A 25,530-nucleotide genomic window follows, 5' to 3' on the forward strand; every position below is an offset into this window, starting at 1 on the left:
AGTAATGGGAATCACGGGAAAAGTGGGCGGCGCAACGGCAGAACATCTCTTGGCGCACGGCAAGGAGGTACGCGCGCTAGTCCGCAATCGCGAGAAGGGGTCAAGCTGGGCGAACCAGGGCGTGGAACTGGTTGACGGTGATTGGAATTATTCGGCAGCCATCGAGCGGGCGCTCAAAGGCGTCGAAGGCGCGTTTGTCATGTTGCCGGCTATCTGGGCCCCCTCGCCCGATTACAAAGAGGCCAAGGGCGTGATTGCGAACTATGTCGAGGCGCTCACCCGCTTGCCGCGGAGAAATATCTCGACGGTCTTTTGGGTGATGCGGGCCTCACCCGTGAGCCCGTCAACCACCTCCATCGTGTGGCCGGAATAGTCGACGAACAGCTTCTCGCCGGCGACATGGACCTGGCGCAGGGTCGGCTTGAGGCGGCCGGCCCACTCCTTGTAGCGTTCGCAGAACCATGAGTAGCTGAAGCTGTCGGAGCTTGCGTCGCAATACTCCTCCCACAACAGCATCAGCGTGACGTTCGGGCGCCGCAGCTCGCGATGCACGAGCGCCCAATCCGGCTGCGGACGTTCCTCGCTGGGCCGATCAGAGGGTGGCGGATACAGGCGGTTCTCGAGCCGGACATCGTCATCCAGCTCTGGCCGCAACGGCCAGGTCAGGCCGGCGCGGCGGGCGCGGTTGAGGTACTTGCTGACCGTGCCTTGGGCCAAGCCGAGGCTGCGGAAACGGCGCGTTGCGACATGCCGACGCTGTAGTGCAGGCGTAGAGCTTCACGAATGTGGCGCATGGACAGTCTCTCTGTCGGCATCTCGATCCTCTGCGGTTGGGCAAAAGACCAAGGTAGCCGGGTTGCAGACTGTCAGCGGTGCGCGCCTCCCCGTTGCCCCCGATCATGATCGCTGGAAATAGCGATCACGATCGGCTGGAAACGACGATCACGATGCTCTGGAATGGGTGATCACGATGGCCTGGAATCGGTGATCACGATCGGCTGGAACACGCAGTCAGGGGGCCGTTTTGATGATCCCCCCGGAAAAGGCGGTGCGATTCGAGATCATTCGGACGGCCGCCTAAGTCCACTTAAATCCCGTCGCGCGTCATCTTTGGCCGTCCGCCGCTAGCTTGCGCAGGTTTCCTCCATCGGACGCTCAGACCTGTCCCGGCCGGCCCTACCCGGCCGCTCCCCCCGTCAAAGTACGGGCGCAGATCGAGTTAGACGTGGAAAACGGCGCCGGGAGCATGCCCGGTCGGCGGCGGCGCGTGCAACATCGAGCGGAATCAGCAGCTCAGGTCGGTTACAGGCGAAATTCGTGCGAAGAGTGATCTTGCCCGCGACCTCGAAAGCCGGATCTCCTCCGGCACAGGGCCCAGGACCCGATCCGGCTCGTGACTGAGTCCGCCACGGCTTTTATTCAATGGCGGACGAATGGAGAACAGCGTCGGCGAACAGGCGATTTGAGAGGTCGTCCGCGAGGACAACTACGTTTGGATGCTTCAGAAGCGAGCGATGGTCGCCAGGAAGAGGCGGCGCTTCAATGACGCTATCGAAGACAGCGCGCCATGAAGTTGCTGTGTTGGCGGAGTTCTGATTGTAAGAGACGCCGAGCGCCGAAACCTTCTTGGGTACGTAGAGTCTGCCCGCGCGAATATGGCGAACGAACACTTGGAAGATTTCCTCAAGCGCGGGTGCACCAATTTTCCATGCACCCGAGAGGGCGAGAGCAAGCGCTGCGAAGTCAGCTGGCCGAATTTCGGTCGTTGCACCGTGTTGAGGCGACAATCCACCCTCCTCCGCAAGGAATATAAGGAATTCAGACCATTCCTGGTCCATGGAGAGACTGAGAGGCGCTTCTAGGACCGACGGATAGGCACTATCGATCATAGCCACAAAATCGACCCTCACGTGTGCGGAAATAAGTACCCCAGCGATGGCGTGGGCGAGCACACCACCAAAAGACCATCCGGCGAGCGTACAAGCCATGTCCGGTAGCACTGGAAGAATGGCCCGAGCATAGACTTCAGCTATCTCGTCAATCGAACGCACCCTCGCGAGTTCGTGACCGAAGTTTAGGGCATGAATACCATAGATGTTTTGCGTAGGTGGCAACGCCCGCACGAGGTCATCATAGATGCTCAGGCCTCCGCCACGCGCGTGACAGAGGATAAGCGGCCGACTCTTGGCGACTCGAAGAGAAATGAGTTGGCCCGCAGATTTTCGATCGTCCTTTGATCGCGAGCGCACTTTCTCGGCGCACTGGTCGAGGCGGGGACTCGCGATATGCGCGGAAAGTTCGAGGGTAAGACCCCGCCGCCGGAGTTGCTCAAGCACTTGCAGTGCGAGCAGTGAGTGCCCGCCCAGCTCGAAGAAGTTGTCGTGCCGGCCGACACGTTCCAGGCCCAGAAGCTCGGCCCAGATCTGCGCCAGCGCGATCTCGATCTCGCCCCGCGGCGCCTCATAGGCTGCCCGCGCATACGCATCATCCTCTGGCGGGGGCAGCGCCTTGCGGTCCAGCTTGCCGTTCGGCGTCAACGGCAGCGCCGCAAGCCGCACAAACGCGCTCGGCACCATGTACTCGGGCAGCCGCGCACCAAGATGGGTGCGCAACGTGCCGGCAAGTTCAGTCTCCTCGGCTTCGCCGGCATGCTCCGCAGCCGTAACCACATAGGCGACCAGACGCTTCTCGCCGCTGCGATCCTCGCACGCAACCACCGCCGCGTCGCGCACCGACGCGTGCTCAACCAGCCGCGCCGCGATCTCGCCAGGCTCGATCCGGAAGCCGCGGATCTTCATCTGGTCGTCGATGCGGCCCAGAAACTCCAGATTGCCGTCCGGCAGGTACCGCGCGAGATCCCCGGTCCGGTACATCCGTGCGCCGACCTCACCACTGAACGGATCGGCCAAGAACCGCTCCGCCGTCAGTTCGGGCCGGTTCAGATAGCCACGCGCGACCCCCGCCCCGCCAATGTAGAGCTCTCCCACCGCTCCCAACGGAACGGGCGCGCCATGGCCATCGAGCAGATACACACGCGTGTTCGCAATCGGACGGCCGATGGGGAGCCGCTGCAATGTCTCATCAATCGCGGTAATCTCGCAGACTGTCGCAAAAGTCGTCGTCTCGGTCGGACCGTAGCAATGCAGGAGATGTTGCGGTCGGCTCTGGCTCAAAATCGGTGCGACTGCCGCCACATCAACCGCATCACCGCCAACCAATAGCAACCGCAAACTCGCCGGCACCGGGCCCAAATCAGCAGCGCTCTGGTTGAACAACCCGGCCGTCAAATGCAGGACGCTAATGCGGTGCTGCTGAACCAGGCCGCGCAGCACCCCTGGTTGCAGCGCATCAGTGTATGGAATCACGATCAGGCTAGAGCCGTGTAGCAGCGGTGCCCAGACTTCCAGTGTACTGATATCAAACGCGGGGTTGCCCACCCACGCCACACGATCACTCGCATTGAACTGCGCATATCCGTTGTTGATGACCAGTCGGTTTACGGCACGATGAGGAACAACAACCCCCTTCGGAAGGCCGGTCGAGCCGGAGGTGTACATGACGTAGGCGGCAGCCTCGGCGGTCAATGCCAAGCCAGGATCGGTGCTAAGGCCTGCTCCAGTCATGAGCGGCTCAATAGGCAGAACAGGAATCGTCACCTCGACCAGATCATCATCACTGTTGGTGAGCACCAGGCGCGCAGCACAGTCGGCCATCATCCAGCTCTGTCGCGCTGGTGGAAGACTGCGATCGATCGGCACATAAACTCCGCCCGCCTTCAGGATCGCCAGCTGTGCCACCACCAGGACGACGGAGCGATCCAGCATTGTCGCAAGGCGATCCCCGGGCGTGACCCCGAGTGCGATCAGATGATGCGCCAGGCGGTTGGCCCGCGCATTGAGCTCGCCATAGCTCAAGCGTTCGTCCGCACAGACCACCGCCACCGCATCCGGCGTCTTGGCGACCTGCGCCTCGAACAGCTCATGGATGCACCGCTCTGACGGATACGCCGCCGCCGTGCGGTTCAGTTCCTCCAGCAGGTACGCCCGCTCGTCAGCCGGGAGGATGTCCAGCTCTCGCACCGGCTTGTTGGGGGCATGCTCCAGCGCCTCAGCCAGTTGCTCAAGCGCCCGCTGCATGTAGCCGCAGACCCGGTCCGCAGATATGGGCGCCGCCACCTGCGCCGTCAGGCCGAGCGCCTCGCCAAAATCCTCCACCGACAAGGTCAGCGGATAGTTGGTGCGTTCTTCCGCACCCAACCATTCCACGCCGGATAGCACATCGTCCGGTCCGGAGCTTGGCGCTGGCGTGTTATGACGGTAGTTCAACAGCGCGCTGAACAGTGGCGCCGGGGCCGCAACGCTGCTGCAGCGTTGCGCCAAGGCCAGCGAGGCATGCTCGTGCGCCAGCAGCTCGGCCAGCCGGCGATGCGTGATCCGGACACTCGCCTCGACCCCGGTGCCATCCAGATCAAGCCGCAGCGGCAGGGTGTTGATGAACAGGCCCATGGCGCGGTCGGCGCCGGCGCCTCCATGCATGCGGCCGAACAGCACCGTGCCGAACACCACCTGCTCACGCCCGCTGCTGCGCGCCACCACCTGCCCCCAGGCCAGATGGCACAGGCTCGCCAGGCTCACCCCGAGCCGCCGCGCCTGCACTCGCAGCCGCTCGTTGAGCTCGCGCGGCAGCATCCGCCGCGCCTCGCCGGCTCCACTGCCGTCGCCGCGCACCTCGCTCAGCCCAAACGGCAGCGTCGGCTCATCGATGTCTGCCAGCAGTCTCCGGAAGAACTGCTCATGCTCTTGCGCTCCAACTCCCAGTCGTGCCTGCGCCACCAGATTGCGGAACGGCTGTGGTGCTGCCAGCGCGTGATCGCGACCGCCGAGCACGGCCCGAACCTCGGCATGCATCACTTCCAGCGTGGAATGATCCCCGATCAGATGGTGCAGCAGCTCCAGGAGCAGCCAGCGCGCACTGCCGGGCTCGCGCGCAATCACAAACCGCAACAAGGGCGCCCGGCCAAGATCGATCCGGTGCTGACGCGGATCAAACTGTTGCCTGAGCTGCTCAGCACCATCAGATCCATCCAGCGCGACCTCGGTGACCTCGAGTGGTGTTCGCCGCCAAACCACCTGGGCCGGGCTCGACAGGCCCTCCCAGACAAACGACGTTCTTAAGATATCGTGCCGGTCCACCACCCGCTGGACCGCGGCAAGGTAGCGCTCCAACAGAGCCCGGTCGGCAAATGCCATCTGCGAGACCAGCAGGTATGGATCGCCTCGCCTCGCCAACAGATGATGGAACAGGATGCCGTCCTGCAGCGGCGACAGGGCATAAATGTCCTGGATGTTGCCGAGACCGCCAGGCACCGTGGCGACAATCCGGTCGATCTCCGGCTGCGCCAGCTCGATGAGCGGCAGCAGCTCTGGTGTAATCGCTGCACTCTGCTCCGTGATCAGGTTGGCGGGGATCGCCACCTCATGATGGCTGCCCAGGCTTGCGGCAAGATCGGCCAGCACCGGCTTGGCGAACAGGGTGCGCACCTCGACCCCAAGCGACAGCCGCCGCAAACGTTCCATCAGTTGAACCGCCAGCAGTGAGTGCCCGCCCAGCTCGAAGAAGTTGTCGTGCCGGCCGACACGTTCCAGGCCCAGAAGCTCGGCCCAGATCTGCGCCAGCGCGATCTCGATCTCGCCCCGCGGCGCCTCATAGGCTGCCCGCGCATACGCATCATCCTCTGGCGGGGGCAGCGCCTTGCGGTCCAGCTTGCCGTTCGGCGTCAACGGCAGCGCCGCAAGCCGCACAAACGCGCTCGGCACCATGTACTCGGGCAGCCGCGCACCAAGATGGGTGCGCAACGTGCCGGCAAGTTCAGTCTCCTCGGCTTCGCCGGCATGCTCCGCAGCCGTAACCACATAGGCGACCAGACGCTTCTCGCCGCTGCGATCCTCGCACGCAACCACCGCCGCGTCGCGCACCGACGCGTGCTCAACCAGCCGCGCCGCGATCTCGCCAGGCTCGATCCGGAAGCCGCGGATCTTCATCTGGTCGTCGATGCGGCCCAGAAACTCCAGATTGCCGTCCGGCAGGTACCGCGCGAGATCCCCGGTCCGGTACATCCGTGCGCCGACCTCACCACTGAACGGATCGGCCAAGAACCGCTCCGCCGTCAGTTCGGGCCGGTTCAGATAGCCACGCGCGACCCCCGCCCCGCCAATGTAGAGCTCTCCCACCGCTCCCAACGGAACGGGCGCGCCATGGCCATCGAGCAGATACACACGCGTGTTCGCAATCGGACGGCCGATGGGGAGCCGCTGCAATGTCTCATCAATCGCGGTAATCTCGCAGACTGTCGCAAAAGTCGTCGTCTCGGTCGGACCGTAGCAATGCAGGAGATGTTGCGGTCGGCTCTGGCTCAAAATCGGTGCGACTGCCGCCACATCAACCGCATCACCGCCAACCAATAGCAACCGCAAACTCGCCGGCACCGGGCCCAAATCAGCAGCGCTCTGGTTGAACAACCCGGCCGTCAAATGCAGGACGCTAATGCGGTGCTGCTGAACCAGGCCGCGCAGCACCCCTGGTTGCAGCGCATCAGTGTATGGAATCACGATCAGGCTAGAGCCGTGTAGCAGCGGTGCCCAGACTTCCAGTGTACTGATATCAAACGCGGGGTTGCCCACCCACGCCACACGATCACTCGCATTGAACTGCGCATATCCGTTGTTGATGACCAGTCGGTTTACGGCACGATGAGGAACAACAACCCCCTTCGGAAGGCCGGTCGAGCCGGAGGTGTACATGACGTAGGCGGCAGCCTCGGCGGTCAATGCCAAGCCAGGATCGGTGCTAAGGCCTGCTCCAGTCATGAGCGGCTCAATAGGCAGAACAGGAATCGTCACCTCGACCAGATCATCATCACTGTTGGTGAGCACCAGGCGCGCAGCACAGTCGGCCATCATCCAGCTCTGTCGCGCTGGTGGAAGACTGCGATCGATCGGCACATAAACTCCGCCCGCCTTCAGGATCGCCAGCTGTGCCACCACCAGGACGACGGAGCGATCCAGCATTGTCGCAAGGCGATCCCCGGGCGTGACCCCGAGTGCGATCAGATGATGCGCCAGGCGGTTGGCCCGCGCATTGAGCTCGCCATAGCTCAAGCGTTCGTCCGCACAGACCACCGCCACCGCATCCGGCGTCTTGGCGACCTGCGCCTCGAACAGCTCATGGATGCACCGCTCTGACGGATACGCCGCCGCCGTGCGGTTCAGTTCCTCCAGCAGGTACGCCCGCTCGTCAGCCGGGAGGATGTCCAGCTCTCGCACCGGCTTGTTGGGGGCATGCTCCAGCGCCTCAGCCAGTTGCTCAAGCGCCCGCTGCATGTAGCCGCAGACCCGGTCCGCAGATATGGGCGCCGCCACCTGCGCCGTCAGGCCGAGCGCCTCGCCAAAATCCTCCACCGACAAGGTCAGCGGATAGTTGGTGCGTTCTTCCGCACCCAACCATTCCACGCCGGATAGCACATCGTCCGGTCCGGAGCTTGGCGCTGGCGTGTTATGACGGTAGTTCAACAGCGCGCTGAACAGTGGCGCCGGGGCCGCAACGCTGCTGCAGCGTTGCGCCAAGGCCAGCGAGGCATGCTCGTGCGCCAGCAGCTCGGCCAGCCGGCGATGCGTGATCCGGACACTCGCCTCGACCCCGGTGCCATCCAGATCAAGCCGCAGCGGCAGGGTGTTGATGAACAGGCCCATGGCGCGGTCGGCGCCGGCGCCTCCATGCATGCGGCCGAACAGCACCGTGCCGAACACCACCTGCTCACGCCCGCTGCTGCGCGCCACCACCTGCCCCCAGGCCAGATGGCACAGGCTCGCCAGGCTCACCCCGAGCCGCCGCGCCTGCACTCGCAGCCGCTCGTTGAGCTCGCGCGGCAGCATCCGCCGCGCCTCGCCGGCTCCACTGCCGTCGCCGCGCACCTCGCTCAGCCCAAACGGCAGCGTCGGCTCATCGATGTCTGCCAGCAGTCTCCGGAAGAACTGCTCATGCTCTTGCGCTCCAACTCCCAGTCGTGCCTGCGCCACCAGATTGCGGAACGGCTGTGGTGCTGCCAGCGCGTGATCGCGACCGCCGAGCACGGCCCGAACCTCGGCATGCATCACTTCCAGCGTGGAATGATCCCCGATCAGATGGTGCAGCAGCTCCAGGAGCAGCCAGCGCGCACTGCCGGGCTCGCGCGCAATCACAAACCGCAACAAGGGCGCCCGGCCAAGATCGATCCGGTGCTGACGCGGATCAAACTGTTGCCTGAGCTGCTCAGCACCATCAGATCCATCCAGCGCGACCTCGGTGACCTCGAGTGGTGTTCGCCGCCAAACCACCTGGGCCGGGCTCGACAGGCCCTCCCAGACAAACGACGTTCTTAAGATATCGTGCCGGTCCACCACCCGCTGGACCGCGGCAAGGTAGCGCTCCAACAGAGCCCGGTCGGCAAATGCCATCTGCGAGACCAGCAGGTATGGATCGCCTCGCCTCGCCAACAGATGATGGAACAGGATGCCGTCCTGCAGCGGCGACAGGGCATAAATGTCCTGGATGTTGCCGAGACCGCCAGGCACCGTGGCGACAATCCGGTCGATCTCCGGCTGCGCCAGCTCGATGAGCGGCAGCAGCTCTGGTGTAATCGCTGCACTCTGCTCCGTGATCAGGTTGGCGGGGATCGCCACCTCATGATGGCTGCCCAGGCTTGCGGCAAGATCGGCCAGCACCGGCTTGGCGAACAGGGTGCGCACCTCGACCCCAAGCGACAGCCGCCGCAAACGTTCCATCAGTTGAACCGCCAGCAGTGAGTGCCCGCCCAGCTCGAAGAAGTTGTCGTGCCGGCCGACACGTTCCAGGCCCAGAAGCTCGGCCCAGATCTGCGCCAGCGCGATCTCGATCTCGCCCCGCGGCGCCTCATAGGCTGCCCGCGCATACGCATCATCCTCTGGCGGGGGCAGCGCCTTGCGGTCCAGCTTGCCGTTCGGCGTCAACGGCAGCGCCGCAAGCCGCACAAACGCGCTCGGCACCATGTACTCGGGCAGCCGCGCACCAAGATGGGTGCGCAACGTGCCGGCAAGTTCAGTCTCCTCGGCTTCGCCGGCATGCTCCGCAGCCGTAACCACATAGGCGACCAGACGCTTCTCGCCGCTGCGATCCTCGCACGCAACCACCGCCGCGTCGCGCACCGACGCGTGCTCAACCAGCCGCGCCGCGATCTCGCCAGGCTCGATCCGGAAGCCGCGGATCTTCATCTGGTCGTCGATGCGGCCCAGAAACTCCAGATTGCCGTCCGGCAGGTACCGCGCGAGATCCCCGGTCCGGTACATCCGTGCGCCGACCTCACCACTGAACGGATCGGCCAAGAACCGCTCCGCCGTCAGTTCGGGCCGGTTCAGATAGCCACGCGCGACCCCCGCCCCGCCAATGTAGAGCTCTCCCACCGCTCCCAACGGAACGGGCGCGCCATGGCCATCGAGCAGATACACACGCGTGTTCGCAATCGGACGGCCGATATGCGGCACTGCGTTTTCGATGGAGAGCCGTCCCGAGGTCGCCACGACCGTAGCTTCAGTAGGGCCATAGTTGTTTATCAGCTTTAAAGGCGGTGTTAGAGACGCGGGCATACGGTGGAGACGATCACCGCCAACAAGCAAGTACTCCAATGTGGGATTTACCAGCTTGTCTTCCAACGCGATTGTGGCCAGCGGCGTGATCAGAAAGGCGACTTCGAGCGATTGATCACGCCACCATTCTAGCAGGCGGAGCGAATCTCCCGCTGCCGCTCTGGGAGGTAGAAGCAATGTGCTGCCGTTGTATAACGCAGTCCATAGCTCCCAAGTGCTGGCATCGAATGCTAGTCCGGCAGTGAGTGCGCAACAGGTTTCTGGTTGAAGACAAAACGTTTGCACATGCCAAGCTATCAGATTGACTAATCCGCGATGCTCGACCATGACGCCTTTTGGGGTGCCGGTAGATCCCGAGGTGTAGATCACATAGGCGAGATGGCGCGAGGTCAGGCCAAGCGCACGCGGGTCGGGATCCGAGGCCGGCAGCTTCGCCCAGGCCGATGTCGCCGTCTCGAGATCGACCACCGTCAGATCGGCCAGCGCATCGGCGCCCAGCGCGGATCGTCCCGCAGCATCGGCCAGCAACAGTTGCGGCTGCGCATCCTCAAGAACCTGCTTGAGCCGTGCGCACGGATAGGCCGGATCCAACGGCAGATAGGCGCCACCCGCCTTGAGGATTGCAAGCAGCCCCACCACCATCGCCACGCCGCGCTCAAGGCAGATCGCCACAGGCTGGTCCGGCTTCACCCCGAGCCCGATCAGATGATGCGCCAGCCGGTTCGCCCGTGCATTGAGCTCGCCATAGCTCAAGCGCTCGTCCTCATGGACCACCGCCACCGCGTCCGGCGCCTTGGCGACCTGTGCCTCGAACAGCTCATGGATGCACTGCTGCTCGGGATACGGCACCGCCGTCCGGTTCAGCTCCTCCAATAGATATGCGCGCTCGTCGGCCGCCAGCAGCTCAATCCGCCCGACCGCTTGCAGCGCATCGGCCACCATCGCCCGCAGCAGCGCCAGCAGATAGCCTCGCTGCCGCTCGATGCTCGCCTGATCGAACAGCGCCGTGGCATAGCCCAGCGTTCCGGCGATCGCCTCGCCATGCTCGGCAAGGTTCAGCTCCAGATCGAACTTGACCTGATCGAAGCCGTCTGCCGCCGCCTCCACACGCAGCCCAGGAAGATCGAACGCCGGGGCGGCGTTGTTCTGCCAGGCCAGCATCACCTGGAACAACGGCGTGTGATCAAGACGCCGGGGCGGCTGCACGATCTCCACCACCTGCTCAAACGGCAGGTCCTGATGCTCCTGCGCCGCCAAGGCCGTGCGCCGCGTCCGTTTGAGCAGCTCCGCCACGCTCGGCGCGCCCGACAGGTCGAGCCGCAGCGCCAGGGTGTTGACGAAGCAGCCGATCAGCTCCTCGACCTCGCGCCGACCGCGATTGGCGCTCGGCACCCCGATCACAAGGTCGTCCTGCCCCGACAGACGCGACAGCACCGCAGCCCACGCCGCCAGCACCGTCATGAACAAGGTCGTGCCATGCTGCTGGCTCAGCCGCCGCAAGCCCCGCGTCAGATCCGCATCGATCACGACCGCCACACCGGCCCCGGCAAACGACTGCTGTGCCGGCCGCGTCCGGTCGGTCCGCAAGGCCAGACGGGCCGGCGCGCCAGACAGGGCGTTGCGCCAATACTGCGCCTGGTTCGAGAGCCGCTCGCCCGACAGCCACTGCCGTTGCCAGGCGGCATAGTCCGGATACTGGATCACAAGCGGCGGCAGCGGATCGTCGTCTCCGGCCACGAACGCCCGGTACAGCTGACTGAGTTCACGCGCCAACACGCCCAGCGACCAGCCATCCGAGACAATATGATGCTGCGTCAGCAGGAACACGTGCTCCTCATCCGAGATCCGGATCAAGCGGCCGCGGATCAGCGGGCCGCGCGCCAGATCGAACGGCGTGCGCGCCTCTTCCCTGCACAGGTCCAATAGCGCCTCGTCCGCATCCGGCCTGTCCCGCAGATCGTGCTCCACAACCGGCAGCCCCGCATCCTGCGGCAGCAGCTCCACCCAGGGCTTGCCCTCCGGCGCGACAAAGACGCTGCGCAGCGCCTCCTGGCGCGCCAACACACGGTCCAGGCTGCGCTGCCAGGCGCTGCGGTCGAGCCCACCCTTGAGCCGCCACGCCAGTGGAATGTGATAGTTCGTGCCGCTCTGATCCAGCTGCGCCAAAAACCACAGCCGCTGCTGCGCAAACGACAGCACAAGCGCCGCATCACGCGGCACGGCCACAATGGCCGGCAGGTCTTGCGCGCCGGAGCGGCTCAACTCATCCACGAGGCTCGCGGCCAGATCGGCCAGCACCGGTTTCGCAAACAGCGTGCTCAGCGGCAGTGCGACGCCAACAACCTGCGAGACCCGGCTCAACAGCCGCACCGCGAGCAGCGAGTGGCCGCCGAGCGCAAAGAAGTGGTCGTGGCGTCCGACCCGCTCAACACCCAGAAGCTCGGCCCAGATCGTTGCTAGCGCGGTCTCGATCTCGCCTTGCGGTGCCTCATAGACGGCGCGTGCATACGCCTCATCTTGCGGCGCCGGCAGCGCCTTGCGGTCGAGCTTGCCGTTCGGCGTCAGCGGCAGCGCCGCCAGCTGCACAAACGCCGATGGCACCATGTACTCGGGCAACCGCTCACTTAGGTGCGCGCGCAAGGTGCCGGCAAGATCGCCCCCCTCAGCGTCGGCCGCATGCTCGGCCGCCGCGACGAGATACGCAACGAGTCGCGGCTCGCCCGTCCCATCCTGGTGCGCCACCACCACCGCCTCGCGCACCCAGGCGTGCTCGGCAAGCCGCGCCGCGATCTCACCGGGCTCGATCCGGAACCCGCGGATCTTCACCTGGTCGTCATTGCGCCCCAAAAACTCCAGATTGCCGTCCGGCAGATAGCGCGCCAGATCGCCAGTGCGGTACAGCCGGTCGGCTTCGACAAAGGGACTGGCGATGAACCGCTCCGCCGTCAGCTCGGGACGGTTCAGATAGCCGCGCGCCACTCCCGCCCCGCCGATGTAAAGCTCGCCCACCGCCCCAGACGGAACAGGCGCACCATCACCGTCAAGCAGATACACCCGCGTGTTCGCAATCGGACGGCCAATCGTCTCAACGACAGCCTCTCCCCTTCGCAAGCAGATCCAGGTTGAGTACGTGGTGGTTTCAGACGGCGCGTAAAGGTTATAAATCTTCTCTACGCGACTGCTCTCGAAGGCCTTCTCTATGAGGCCTACCTTCAGCCGCTCGCCGCACGAATTGATCACGCTTGCGGAAACCGGCACGGCTTTCTTGTCGACCAGAGCGGCGATCGCCGAGGGCACTGTGTTGATCAAGGAGATATCCAAAGACCTCTCGGCCAACGCCAGCGCATTCTCAACAACGTAAAGCGTGCTTCCTTGCGAAAGCGGAACGAAGCACTCGTAGACGGACAGATCAAAACTGATCGAGGTGGAAAACAGGGTGCGGCTGATCTCTGATTCCGCAAACACCTCGCTGCTCCAATGCAGCAGGTTCACCGTGCTCGCATGCTCGATCATGACGCCCTTGGGCGTGCCTGTGGATCCGGAGGTGTAGATCACGTAGGCGAGATGGCGCGAGGTCAGGCCGAGCGCGCGCGGGTCGAGATTACAAGCGGGCAGCTCGGCCCAGGCGGGTGTGGCTGCGATAAGATCGACAACGCTCACATCGGCCAGCGCCTCAGGGCCAAGCGCGGCACGGCCGGCTTCGTCGGCCAGCAGCAGACGCGGCGCCGCATCCTTGAGCACCTGGTGCAGCCGCGCACTCGGATAGGCCGCATCCAGCGGCAGATAGGCGCCACCCGCCTTCAGGATCGCCAAAAGCCCCACCACCATCGCAACGCTGCGCGCAAGGCAGATCGCCACCGGCTGGTCCGGCTTCACCCCGAGTGCGATCAGATGATGCGCCAGGCGGTTGGCCCGCGCATTGAGCTCGCCATAGCTCAAGCGTTCGTCCGCACAGACCACCGCCACCGCATCCGGCGTCTTGGCGACCTGCGCCTCGAACAGCTCATGGATGCACCGCTCTGACGGATACGCCGCCGCCGTGCGGTTCAGTTCCTCCAGCAGGTACGCCCGCTCGTCAGCCGGGAGGATGTCCAGCTCTCGCACCGGCTTGTTGGGGGCATGCTCCAGCGCCTCAGCCAGTTGCTCAAGCGCCCGCTGCATGTAGCCGCAGACCCGGTCCGCAGATATGGGCGCCGCCACCTGCGCCGTCAGGCCGAGCGCCTCGCCAAAATCCTCCACCGACAAGGTCAGCGGATAGTTGGTGCGTTCTTCCGCACCCAACCATTCCACGCCGGATAGCACATCGTCCGGTCCGGAGCTTGGCGCTGGCGTGTTATGACGGTAGTTCAACAGCGCGCTGAACAGTGGCGCCGGGGCCGCAACGCTGCTGCAGCGTTGCGCCAAGGCCAGCGAGGCATGCTCGTGCGCCAGCAGCTCGGCCAGCCGGCGATGCGTGATCCGGACACTCGCCTCGACCCCGGTGCCATCCAGATCAAGCCGCAGCGGCAGGGTGTTGATGAACAGGCCCATGGCGCGGTCGGCGCCGGCGCCTCCATGCATGCGGCCGAACAGCACCGTGCCGAACACCACCTGCTCACGCCCGCTGCTGCGCGCCACCACCTGCCCCCAGGCCAGATGGCACAGGCTCGCCAGGCTCACCCCGAGCCGCCGCGCCTGCACTCGCAGCCGCTCGTTGAGCTCGCGCGGCAGCATCCGCCGCGCCTCGCCGGCTCCACTGCCGTCGCCGCGCACCTCGCTCAGCCCAAACGGCAGCGTCGGCTCATCGATGTCTGCCAGCAGTCTCCGGAAGAACTGCTCATGCTCTTGCGCTCCAACTCCCAGTCGTGCCTGCGCCACCAGATTGCGGAACGGCTGTGGTGCTGCCAGCGCGTGATCGCGACCGCCGAGCACGGCCCGAACCTCGGCATGCATCACTTCCAGCGTGGAATGATCCCCGATCAGATGGTGCAGCAGCTCCAGGAGCAGCCAGCGCGCACTGCCGGGCTCGCGCGCAATCACAAACCGCAACAAGGGCGCCCGGCCAAGATCGATCCGGTGCTGACGCGGATCAAACTGTTGCCTGAGCTGCTCAGCACCATCAGATCCATCCAGCGCGACCTCGGTGACCTCGAGTGGTGTTCGCCGCCAAACCACCTGGGCCGGGCTCGACAGGCCCTCCCAGACAAACGACGTTCTTAAGATATCGTGCCGGTCCACCACCCGCTGGACCGCGGCAAGGTAGCGCTCCAACAGAGCCCGGTCGGCAAATGCCATCTGCGAGACCAGCAGGTATGGATCGCCTCGCCTCGCCAACAGATGATGGAACAGGATGCCGTCCTGCAGCGGCGACAGGGCATAAATGTCCTGGATGTTGCCGAGACCGCCAGGCACCGTGGCGACAATCCGGTCGATCTCCGGCTGCGCCAGCTCGATGAGCGGCAGCAGCTCTGGTGTAATCGCTGCACTCTGCTCCGTGATCAGGTTGGCGGGGATCGCCACCTCATGATGGCTGCCCAGGCTTGCGGCAAGATCGGCCAGCACCGGCTTGGCGAACAGGGTGCGCACCTCGACCCCAAGCGACAGCCGCCGCAAACGTTCCATCAGTTGAACCGCCAGCAGTGAGTGCCCGCCCAGCTCGAAGAAGTTGTCGTGCCGGCCGACACGTTCCAGGCCCAGAAGCTCGGCCCAGATCTGCGCCAGCGCGATCTCGATCTCGCCCCGCGGCGCCTCATAGGCTGCCCGCGCATACGCATCATCCTCTGGCGGGGGCAGCGCCTTGCGGTCCAGCTTGCCGTTCGGCGTCAACGGCAGCGCCGCAAGCCGCACAAACGCGCTCGGCACCATGTACTCGGGCAGCCGCGCACCAAGATGGGTGCGCAACGTGCCGGCAAGTTCAGTCTCCTCGGCTTCGCCGGCATGCTCCGCAGCCGTAACCACATAGGCGACCAGACGCTTCTCGCCGCTGCGATCCTCGCACGCAACCACCGCCGCGTCGCGCACCGACGCGTGCTCAACCAGCCGCGCCGCGATCTCGCCAGGCTCGATCCGGAAGCCGCGGATCTTCATCTGGTCGTCGATGCGGCCCAGAAACTCCAGATTGCCGTCCGGCAGGTACCGCGCGAGATCCCCGGTCCGGTACATCCGTGCGCCGACCTCACCACTGAACGGATCGGCCAAGAACCTCTCCGCCGTCAGTTCGGGCCGGTTCAGATAGCCACGCGCGACCCCCGCCCCGCCAATGTAGAGCTCTCCCACCGCTCCCAACGGAACGGGCGCGCCATGGCCATCGAGCAGATACACACGCGTGTTCGCAATCGGACGGCCAATCGGGACAACTGACCCATCAAAATCAGAGGGGTAACTCCAGGTCGTCGCACAGACCGTTGTTTCGGTAGGTCCATAGGCGTTGACAATAGATGTTGCAGGCAACCTTCGAATGAGTTCAGACTTTGGCAGCTCTCCAGCAAGAATGAGAGATTGCGACGCCAAATATTCCAGATTGCGGTCTCCTTGGAAAAAGGCTGGAGGCAACGTCGCGTGTGTTATGGCTTCGCTTCGCAGATAATCTGATAGCTTGTTACTCGCTTGACGGAGCTCATCCGCAGGCAAATGCAATGCGGCTCCAGCACCAAACGCCATAAGAATTTCCCAAGCGCTCGCATCAAAACCAAAGGAGGCGAACTGCACTACTCGGCTGTTTGAACAAACGCCAAAAAGCCCGATCTGAGCCAGCCCCAGGTTGACGAGGCCCCGATGCTCGATCATGACTCCCTTTGGGGTGCCGGTAGATCCCGAGGTGTAGATCACATAGGCGAGATGGCGCGAGGTCAGGCCAAGCGCGCGCGGGTCGGGATCCGAGGCCGGCAGCTTCGCCCAGGCCGATGTCGCCGTCTCGAGATCGACCACCGTCAGATCGGCCAGCGCATCGGCGCCCAGCGCGGATCGTCCCGCAGCATCGGCCAGCAACAGTTGCGGCTGCGCATCCTCAAGAACCTGCTTGAGCCGTGCGCACGGATAGGCCGGATCCAACGGCAGATAGGCGCCACCCGCCTTGAGGATTGCAAGCAGCCCCACCACCATCGCCACGCCGCGCTCAAGGCAGATCGCCACAGGCTGGTCCGGCTTCACCCCGAGCCCGATCAGATGATGCGCCAGCCGGTTCGCCCGTGCATTGAGCTCGCCATAGCTCAAGCGCTCGTCCTCATGGACCACCGCCACCGCGTCCGGCGCCTTGGCGACCTGTGCCTCGAACAGCTCATGGATGCACTGCTGCTCGGGATACGGCACCGCCGTCCGGTTCAGCTCCTCCAATAGATATGCGCGCTCGTCGGCCGCCAGCAGCTCAATCCGCCCGACCGCTTGCAGCGCATCGGCCACCATCGCCCGCAGCAGCGCCAGCAGATAGCCTCGCTGCCGCTCGATGCTCGCCTGATCGAACAGCGCCGTGGCATAGCCCAGCGTTCCGGCGATCGCCTCGCCATGCTCGGCAAGGTTCAGCTCCAGATCGAACTTGACCTGATCGAAGCCGTCTGCCGCCGCCTCCACACGCAGCCCAGGAAGATCGAACGCCGGGGCGGCGTTGTTCTGCCAGGCCAGCATCACCTGGAACAACGGCGTGTGATCAAGACGCCGGGGCGGCTGCACGATCTCCACCACCTGCTCAAACGGCAGGTCCTGATGCTCCTGCGCCGCCAAGGCCGTGCGCCGCGTCCGTTTGAGCAGCTCCGCCACGCTCGGCGCGCCCGACAGGTCGAGCCGCAGCGCCAGGGTGTTGACGAAGCAGCCGATCAGCTCCTCGACCTCGCGCCGACCGCGATTGGCGCTCGGCACCCCGATCACAAGGTCGTCCTGCCCCGACAGACGCGACAGCACCGCAGCCCACGCCGCCAGCACCGTCATGAACAAGGTCGTGCCATGCTGCTGGCTCAGCCGCCGCAAGCCCCGCGTCAGATCCGCATCGATCACGACCGCCACACCGGCCCCGGCAAACGACTGCTGTGCCGGCCGCGGCCGGTCGGTCCGCAAGGCCAGACGGGCCGGCGCGCCAGACAGGGCGTTGCGCCAATACTGCGCCTGGTTCGAGAGCCGCTCGCCCGACAGCCACTGCCGTTGCCAGGCGGCATAGTCCGGATACTGGATCACAAGCGGCGGCAGCGGATCGTCGTCTCCGGCCACGAACGCCCGGTACAGCTGACTGAGTTCACGCGCCAACACGCCCAGCGACCAGCCATCCGAGACAATATGATGCTGCGTCAGCAGGAACACGTGCTCATCATCCGACATCCGGATCAGACACGCCCGGATCAGCGGGCCGCGCGCAAGATCGAAGGGCGTGCGTGCCTCTTCATAGCACAGATCCAACCGCGCCGCCTCGGCTTCCGGCCTGTCGCGAAGATCGCGCTCCACCACTGGCAGCCCCGCACCCGGCGGCAGAACTTCAACCCAGGGCTTGCCCTCCGGCGCGACAAAGACACTCCGCAGCGCCTCATGACGCGCCAACAACCGGTCGAGGCTGCGCTGCCATGCGGTGCGGTCGAGCTCACCCCGCAACCGCCATGCCAGCAGCATGTGATAGCTCCTGCCGCCCTCATCCAGCTGCGCCAAAAACCACAGCCGCTCCTGCGCAAAGGACAGCGCAAGCGGCTCTTCGCGCGACACAGCCACAATGGCCGGCAGCTCTTGTGGACCGGAGCGGCTCAACTCATCCACGAGGCTCGCGGCCAGATCGGCCAGCACCGGTTTCGCAAACAGCGTGCTCAGCGGCAGGGCGAGGCCAACAGCTTGCGAGACCCGGCTCAACAACCGCACCGCCAGCAGTGAGTGCCCGCCCAGCTCGAAGAAGTTGTCGTGCCGGCCGACACGTTCCAGGCCCAGAAGCTCGGCCCAGATCTGCGCCAGCGCGATCTCGATCTCGCCCCGCGGCGCCTCATAGGCTGCCCGCGCATACGCATCATCCTCTGGCGGGGGCAGCGCCTTGCGGTCCAGCTTGCCGTTCGGCGTCAACGGCAGCGCCGCAAGCCGCACAAACGCGCTCGGCACCATGTACTCGGGCAGCCGCGCACCAAGATGGGTGCGCAACGTGCCGGCAAGTTCAGTCTCCTCGGCTTCGCCGGCATGCTCCGCAGCCGTAACCACATAGGCGACCAGACGCTTCTCGCCGCTGCGATCCTCGCACGCAACCACCGCCGCGTCGCGCACCGACGCGTGCTCAACCAGCCGCGCCGCGATCTCGCCAGGCTCGATCCGGAAGCCGCGGATCTTCATCTGGTCGTCGATGCGGCCCAGAAACTCCAGATTGCCGTCCGGCAGGTACCGCGCGAGATCCCCGGTCCGGTACATCCGTGCGCCGACCTCACCACTGAACGGATCGGCCAAGAACCGCTCCGCCGTCAGTTCGGGCCGGTTCAGATAGCCACGCGCGACCCCCGCCCCGCCAATGTAGAGCTCTCCCACCGCTCCCAACGGAACGGGCGCGCCATGGCCATCGAGCAGATACACACGCGTGTTCGCAATCGGACGGCCGATATGCGGCACTGCGTTTTCGATGGAGAGCCGTCCCGAGGTCGCCACGACCGTAGCTTCAGTAGGGCCATAGTTGTTTATCAGCTTTAAAGGCGGTGTTAGAGACGCGGGCATACGGTGGAGACGATCACCGCCAACAAGCAAGTACTCCAATGTGGGATTTACCAGCTTGTCTTCCAACGCGATTGTGGCCAGCGGCGTGATCAGAAAGGCGACTTCGAGCGATTGATCACGCCACCATTCTAGCAGGCGGAGCGAATCTCCCGCTGCCGCTCTGGGAGGTAGAAGCAATGTGCTGCCGTTGTATAACGCAGTCCATAGCTCCCAAGTGCTGGCATCGAATGCTAGTCCGGCAGTGAGTGCGCAACAGGTTTCTGGTTGAAGACAAAACGTTTGCACATGCCAAGCTATCAGATTGACTAATCCGCGATGCTCGACCATGACGCCTTTTGGGGTGCCGGTAGATCCCGAGGTGTAGATCACATAGGCGAGATGGCGCGAGGTCAGGCCAAGCGCACGCGGGTCGGGATCCGAGGCCGGCAGCTTCGCCCAGGCCGATGTCGCCGTCTCGAGATCGACCACCGTCAGATCGGCCAGCGCATCGGCGCCCAGCGCGGATCGTCCCGCAGCATCGGCCAGCAACAGTTGCGGCTGCGCATCCTCAAGAACCTGCTTGAGCCGTGCGCACGGATAGGCCGGATCCAACGGCAGATAGGCGCCACCCGCCTTGAGGATTGCAAGCAGCCCCACCACCATCGCCACGCCGCGCTCAAGGCAGATCGCCACAGGCTGGTCCGGCTTCACCCCGAGTGCGATCAGATGATGCGCCAGCCGGTTGGCCCGCGCATTGAGCTCGCCATAGCTCAAGCGCTCGTCCGCATGGACCACCGCCACCGCATCCGGCGTCTTGGCGACCTGCGCCTCGAACAGCTCATGGATGCACCGCTCTGACGGATACGCCGCCGCCGTGCGGTTCAGTTCCTCCAGCAGGTACGCCCGCTCGTCAGCCGGGAGGATGTCCAGCTCTCGCACCGGCTTGTTGGGGGCATGCTCCAGCGCCTCAGCCAGTTGCTCAAGCGCCCGCTGCATGTAGCCGCAGACCCGGTCCGCAGATATGGGCGTCGCCACCTGCGCCGTCAGGCCGAGCGCCTCGCCAAAATTCTCCACCGACAATGCAAGGGGATAATTGGTGCGCTCCTCCGCGCCCAGCCATTCCACTCCGGACCAAATATTATCCATTCCAGAAGTAACCACCGACATGGTGTGATGATAGTTCAACAGCGCGCTGAACAGTGGCGCCGGGGCCGCAACGCTGCTGCAGCGTTGCGCCAAGGCCAGCGAGGCATGCTCGTGCGCCAGCAGCTCGGCCAGCCGGCGATGCGTGATCCGGACACTCGCCTCGACCCCGGTGCCATCCAGATCAAGCCGCAGCGGCAGGGTGTTGATGAACAGGCCCATGGCGCGGTCGGCGCCGGCGCCTCCATGCATGCGGCCGAACAGCACCGTGCCGAACACCACCTGCTCACGCCCGCTGCTGCGCGCCACCACCTGCCCCCAGGCCAGATGGCACAGGCTCGCCAGGCTCACCCCGAGCCGCCGCGCCTGCACTCGCAGCCGCTCGTTGAGCTCGCGCGGCAGCATCCGCCGCGCCTCGCCGGCTCCACTGCCGTCGCCGCGCACCTCGCTCAGCCCAAACGGCAGCGTCGGCTCATCGATGTCTGCCAGCAGTCTCCGGAAGAACTGCTCATGCTCTTGCGCTCCAACTCCCAGTCGTGCCTGCGCCACCAGATTGCGGAACGGCTGTGGTGCTGCCAGCGCGTGATCGCGACCGCCGAGCACGGCCCGAACCTCGGCATGCATCACTTCCAGCGTGGAATGATCCCCGATCAGATGGTGCAGCAGCTCCAGGAGCAGCCAGCGCGCACTGCCGGGCTCGCGCGCAATCACAAACCGCAACAAGGGCGCCCGGCCAAGATCGATCCGGTGCTGACGCGGATCAAACTGTTGCCTGAGCTGCTCAGCACCATCAGATCCATCCAGCGCGACCTCGGTGACCTCGAGTGGTGTTCGCCGCCAAACCACCTGGGCCGGGCTCGACAGGCCCTCCCAGACAAACGACGTTCTTAAGATATCGTGCCGGTCCACCACCCGCTGGACCGCGGCAAGGTAGCGCTCCAACAGAGCCCGGTCGGCAAATGCCATCTGCGAGACCAGCAGGTATGGATCGCCTCGCCTCGCCAACAGATGATGGAACAGGATGCCGTCCTGCAGCGGCGACAGGGCATAAATGTCCTGGATGTTGCCGAGACCGCCAGGCACCGTGGCGACAATCCGGTCGATCTCCGGCTGCGCCAGCTCGATGAGCGGCAGCAGCTCTGGTGTAATCGCTGCACTCTGCTCCGTGATCAGGTTGGCGGGGATCGCCACCTCATGATGGCTGCCCAGGCTTGCGGCAAGATCGGCCAGCACCGGCTTGGCGAACAGGGTGCGCACCTCGACCCCAAGCGACAGCCGCCGCAAACGTTCCATCAGTTGAACCGCCAGCAGTGAGTGCCCGCCCAGCTCGAAGAAGTTGTCGTGCCGGCCGACACGTTCCAGGCCCAGAAGCTCGGCCCAGATCTGCGCCAGCGCGATCTCGATCTCGCCCCGCGGCGCCTCATAGGCTGCCCGCGCATACGCATCATCCTCTGGCGGGGGCAGCGCCTTGCGGTCCAGCTTGCCGTTCGGCGTCAACGGCAGCGCCGCAAGCCGCACAAACGCGCTCGGCACCATGTACTCGGGCAGCCGCGCACCAAGATGGGTGCGCAACGTGCCGGCAAGTTCAGTCTCCTCGGCTTCGCCGGCATGCTCCGCAGCCGTAACCACATAGGCGACCAGACGCTTCTCGCCGCTGCGATCCTCGCACGCAACCACCGCCGCGTCGCGCACCGACGCGTGCTCAACCAGCCGCGCCGCGATCTCGCCAGGCTCGATCCGGAAGCCGCGGATCTTCATCTGGTCGTCGATGCGGCCCAGAAACTCCAGATTGCCGTCCGGCAGGTACCGCGCGAGATCCCCGGTCCGGTACATCCGTGCGCCGACCTCACCACTGAACGGATCGGCCAAGAACCTCTCCGCCGTCAGTTCGGGCCGGTTCAGATAGCCACGCGCGACCCCCGCCCCGCCAATGTAAAGCTCTCCGATCGCCCCAAACGGAACAAGTTCGCCATGACCGTCCAGCAGATAAATCCGCGTGTTCGCAATCGGTCGGCCGATCGGGACAACTGACCTATTAAATCCAGCGGAATAATGCCAAGCAGCCGCGTCAATCGTCGCCTCAGTTGGTCCATAGAGATTGACAAGCGGCTGAGATGTCAATTGCAACCATCTGCTCGCTAATTCTTTTCTAAGAAGCTCTCCACCACAGAATGTGAAACGCAAAGAACCGATATACTTTTGCTCAACGTCGGTAAGCGCAAGCAATGCTGCAAGAAGCGACGGGACCAATTGCAGAACAGTGACACCATACTTATCCAGTAGCTCTAAAAGTTTTCGAACATCTAATTGCAGGTCGCGAGGAAGAAGAATTGAACGCGCCCCAATCGACAAGGCTGTCCATAGCTCCCATACGGCGGCATCAAACGCGGGGGAGGTTCGCTGCAAGAAAACGTCGTGGGTAGTGAAATGGAATTTATCCGCCTGCCAAATCGTGTGGTTGACCAAGCTTCGATGCTCGACCATGACGCCCTTTGGAGTGCCGGTAGATCCCGAGGTGTAGATCACATAGGCGAGATGGCGCGAAGTCAGGCCAAGCGCACGCGGGTCGGGATCCGAGGCCGGCAGCTTCGCCCAGGCCGATGTCGCCGTCTCGAGATCGACCACCGTCAGATCGGCCAGCGCATCGGCGCCCAGCGCGGATCGTCCCGCAGCATCGGCCAGCAACAGTTGCGGCTGCGCATCCTCAAGAACCTGCTTGAGCCGTGCGCACGGATAGGCCGGATCCAACGGCAGATAGGCGCCACCCGCCTTGAGGATTGCAAGCAGCCCCACCACCATCGCCACGCCGCGCTCAAGGCAGATCGCCACAGGCTGGTCCGGCTTCACCCCGAGCCCGATCAGATGATGCGCCAGCCGGTTCGCCCGTGCATTGAGCTCGCCATAGCTCAAGCGCTCGTCCTCATGGACCACCGCCACCGCGTCCGGCGCCTTGGCGACCTGTGCCTCGAACAGCTCGTGGATGCACCGATCCGACGGATAGGCCGTCGCCGTCCGGTTCAGCTCCTCTAGCAAGTACACCCGTTCGTCGAACGGCAACAGTCCAATCCGTTGCACCGGCCGATGCGCATCGGCAGCCACCTCAAACAAAAGGCTTTGCAGATGCTGCGTGATGCGGTCGATCTGGTCGGCCACCAAGCGACTTGCATCAAAGTGCAATCGAAAGCGCCCGTCTAGAGCACAAACCTCAAACGTCAATAATTCACCGGATAGGATTGCCTCTGAACTCAGGCTAACACCGGTAGCAGAACAGCTATTTGCCACAACCGTGATGCCAATCGGCCATGGTCTGCGCGATCGTAGCAGCTCAATACCCCCCAACGACGGACAACGTGCGATAAGATCCCGCGCAAAGCTATCGTACTCCCTCAGCTGAGCGCACTCGGCCGCCACCACTTTGCGCACCGCAGCAAAACCATGACCGAGGTCAATGGTAATTTCCATTGGCACGACAGAAGCGACAAGCGCGTCTATGATCTTCAACCCGGCTCGCGAACTTTTCGGTGCGGGAGTCCATCCCAACTGAAGCTCTGATTGGCCGGTGACGCGGGCGAGATAGATGAGCCACGCGCTTATCAGGTATTCCGCACGATCGGTCGGCGACAGCTCGGCCAAACCACTTGGAACGAACCACGAGCTCGACTGCCATTTGTAGCGAGCTCCAGCTTCTCGAGACGACAAAAAAGGAAACTGCAATGTCTTGAACCGCTCAAACCGCTGTCGCCAAAAACGCTCTTGAGGCGCCAACATTTCGTGGGCGACAGTTATGCTCCGCGCCTGATCATCGCCTAAAACTGGCAGACAATCCCCCACATCCAGATCGAAATCCCTCACCCCCGGGCCCCTCCGTCGCGCAGCCTCAGCAATTTCTGCTCCAGGCGCCGCGCTACATAGTGACCCAAACCTGTCACACTGGTTCGGATTTGCTCGGGAGTAACCGCGCTAAAAGCTAATCGTATCCTGCAGTCTTGAGAGTTATCCAACGCGAAGAAGCTCAACGGCGTAACGATGACATGGTCACGCCTTGCACACTCGTCTGCGCAGTCCGCGCCAAATCTGAAAGGAAGATCAAGAGTTAGAAAGAAGCCACCGGAGGGACGGCTCCATCGAATTTGATCAGAGAAAGGCGAAAATACAGTGTCCAGCTCACACAACATAATGTCGCGATTTTCACGGTACCAATCCAGAGCCGGTCGTATCCAATCGCCTAAACGTCCTCCGTTTTGAATCAAGAGCCCCGCGACGATCGCTTGGGCAATTTGGCTCGTATTGACGGTAACGAAGCTCTTGCGCTGGACCAGATCTTCCCAAAGCGACCGACGAGCAGCAACGTCTCCAAACATCGTGTCGGGCAGGCTTGCAGCTCCGACGCGAAGAGCTGGGCTTATTGTCTTCGAGAATGTGGAAAGGTAAATAACACTTCCGACCTCATCCAAAGCGGCCATCGGGGGTACCGGATCGCCGTCATACCGAAACAGCCCATATGCGTTGTCCTCTAAAACGACGAGCCGGTGTCTGGCGCACACTTGGAGGATGTTGCGTCGCTCGTCTGCATCGAGAACACGTCCGGTCGGATTGTCAAAATCGGGGATAAGATATATTGCCCGGGCCTGTTGACTTTTCTGGCGCAATTGCAGCACGGCGAGCTCGATCGCGTCAGCAAGGCAAGGTTCTGAATTGGACAACGCCGCGACAGCGACTCCTGTAGCCTTGGCTGCACCGATCGCACCGATATAGGTGGGATTGCAGACCAGCAGCACATCCGACGGCTCCGGACAGAGCGCCGGCAGGCAGAGGGCGACTGCTTCTTGGCATCCTGAGGTGATCAGTACGCGGTCCGCGCTCGCCGGAACCCCCTCATCGCATTGCACCTGTTGCGCAACGAGCTCGTTGATGATGCCGGCCGTTCGTCCATACTGCAGCAAGTGAGCCCATCCGTGGGCGCCCCCGTGACCACCAACTGAATCGTTTTGATACACGTTCACCGCGTTCAACAAAACCTGGGGATTGAGCCTATCGAAGAACCGGTCACTCGGTCTGCCTGACGCTAGCGAGACAGCTGACGGAAACAGACTGGAGACTTCGTTCAGGAAGTTCA

General features: G+C 63.9%; 4 protein-coding genes. 1 reads left to right on the forward strand and 3 read right to left on the reverse strand.

What is annotated here, in order from left to right; translation table 11 throughout:
* Positions 1 to 4 precede the first annotated feature (4 nt).
* Positions 5 to 373, forward strand: coding sequence for an NmrA family NAD(P)-binding protein (locus IVB24_RS34940; protein WP_247447581.1), 369 nt, complete (start codon positions 5 to 7; stop codon positions 371 to 373).
* Here IVB24_RS34940 and IVB24_RS34945 read toward each other — a convergent pair.
* The 3 genes from IVB24_RS34945 to IVB24_RS34955 all read right to left on the reverse strand — a co-directional run bounded on the left by IVB24_RS34945 (position 262) and on the right by IVB24_RS34955 (position 25,357).
* Positions 262 to 717: a hypothetical protein gene (locus tag IVB24_RS34945; protein ID WP_247447446.1), complete on the reverse strand. Its 456-nt coding sequence runs from the start codon at positions 715 to 717 to the stop codon at positions 262 to 264. The two genes, IVB24_RS34940 and IVB24_RS34945, sit on opposite strands and share 112 nt — an antisense overlap.
* A 698-nt stretch (positions 718 to 1,415) precedes the next feature.
* A complete protein-coding gene (locus IVB24_RS34950) occupies positions 1,416 to 24,266 on the reverse strand; it encodes a non-ribosomal peptide synthase/polyketide synthase (protein ID WP_247771118.1) in 22,851 nt (7,616 codons plus the stop codon).
* Positions 24,263 to 25,357 (reverse strand): PLP-dependent aminotransferase family protein, encoded by a 1,095-nt coding sequence (locus tag IVB24_RS34955; RefSeq protein ID WP_247567687.1) that lies wholly within the window; start codon positions 25,355 to 25,357, stop codon positions 24,263 to 24,265. The genes IVB24_RS34950 and IVB24_RS34955 overlap by 4 nt, the downstream gene beginning before the upstream one ends.
* Positions 25,358 to 25,530 lie beyond the last annotated feature (173 nt).

Origin of the sequence: Bradyrhizobium sp. 192 (assembly GCF_023100965.1) — a bacterium.
GTDB classification, from domain to species: domain Bacteria; phylum Pseudomonadota; class Alphaproteobacteria; order Rhizobiales; family Xanthobacteraceae; genus Bradyrhizobium; species Bradyrhizobium symbiodeficiens.

Bases quoted from the DNA above. Each gene is read 5' to 3' on its own strand.
- IVB24_RS34940 (WP_247447581.1), top strand. From the start codon at position 5: ATGGGAATCACGGGAAAAGTGGGCGGCGCAACGGCAGAACATCTCTTG.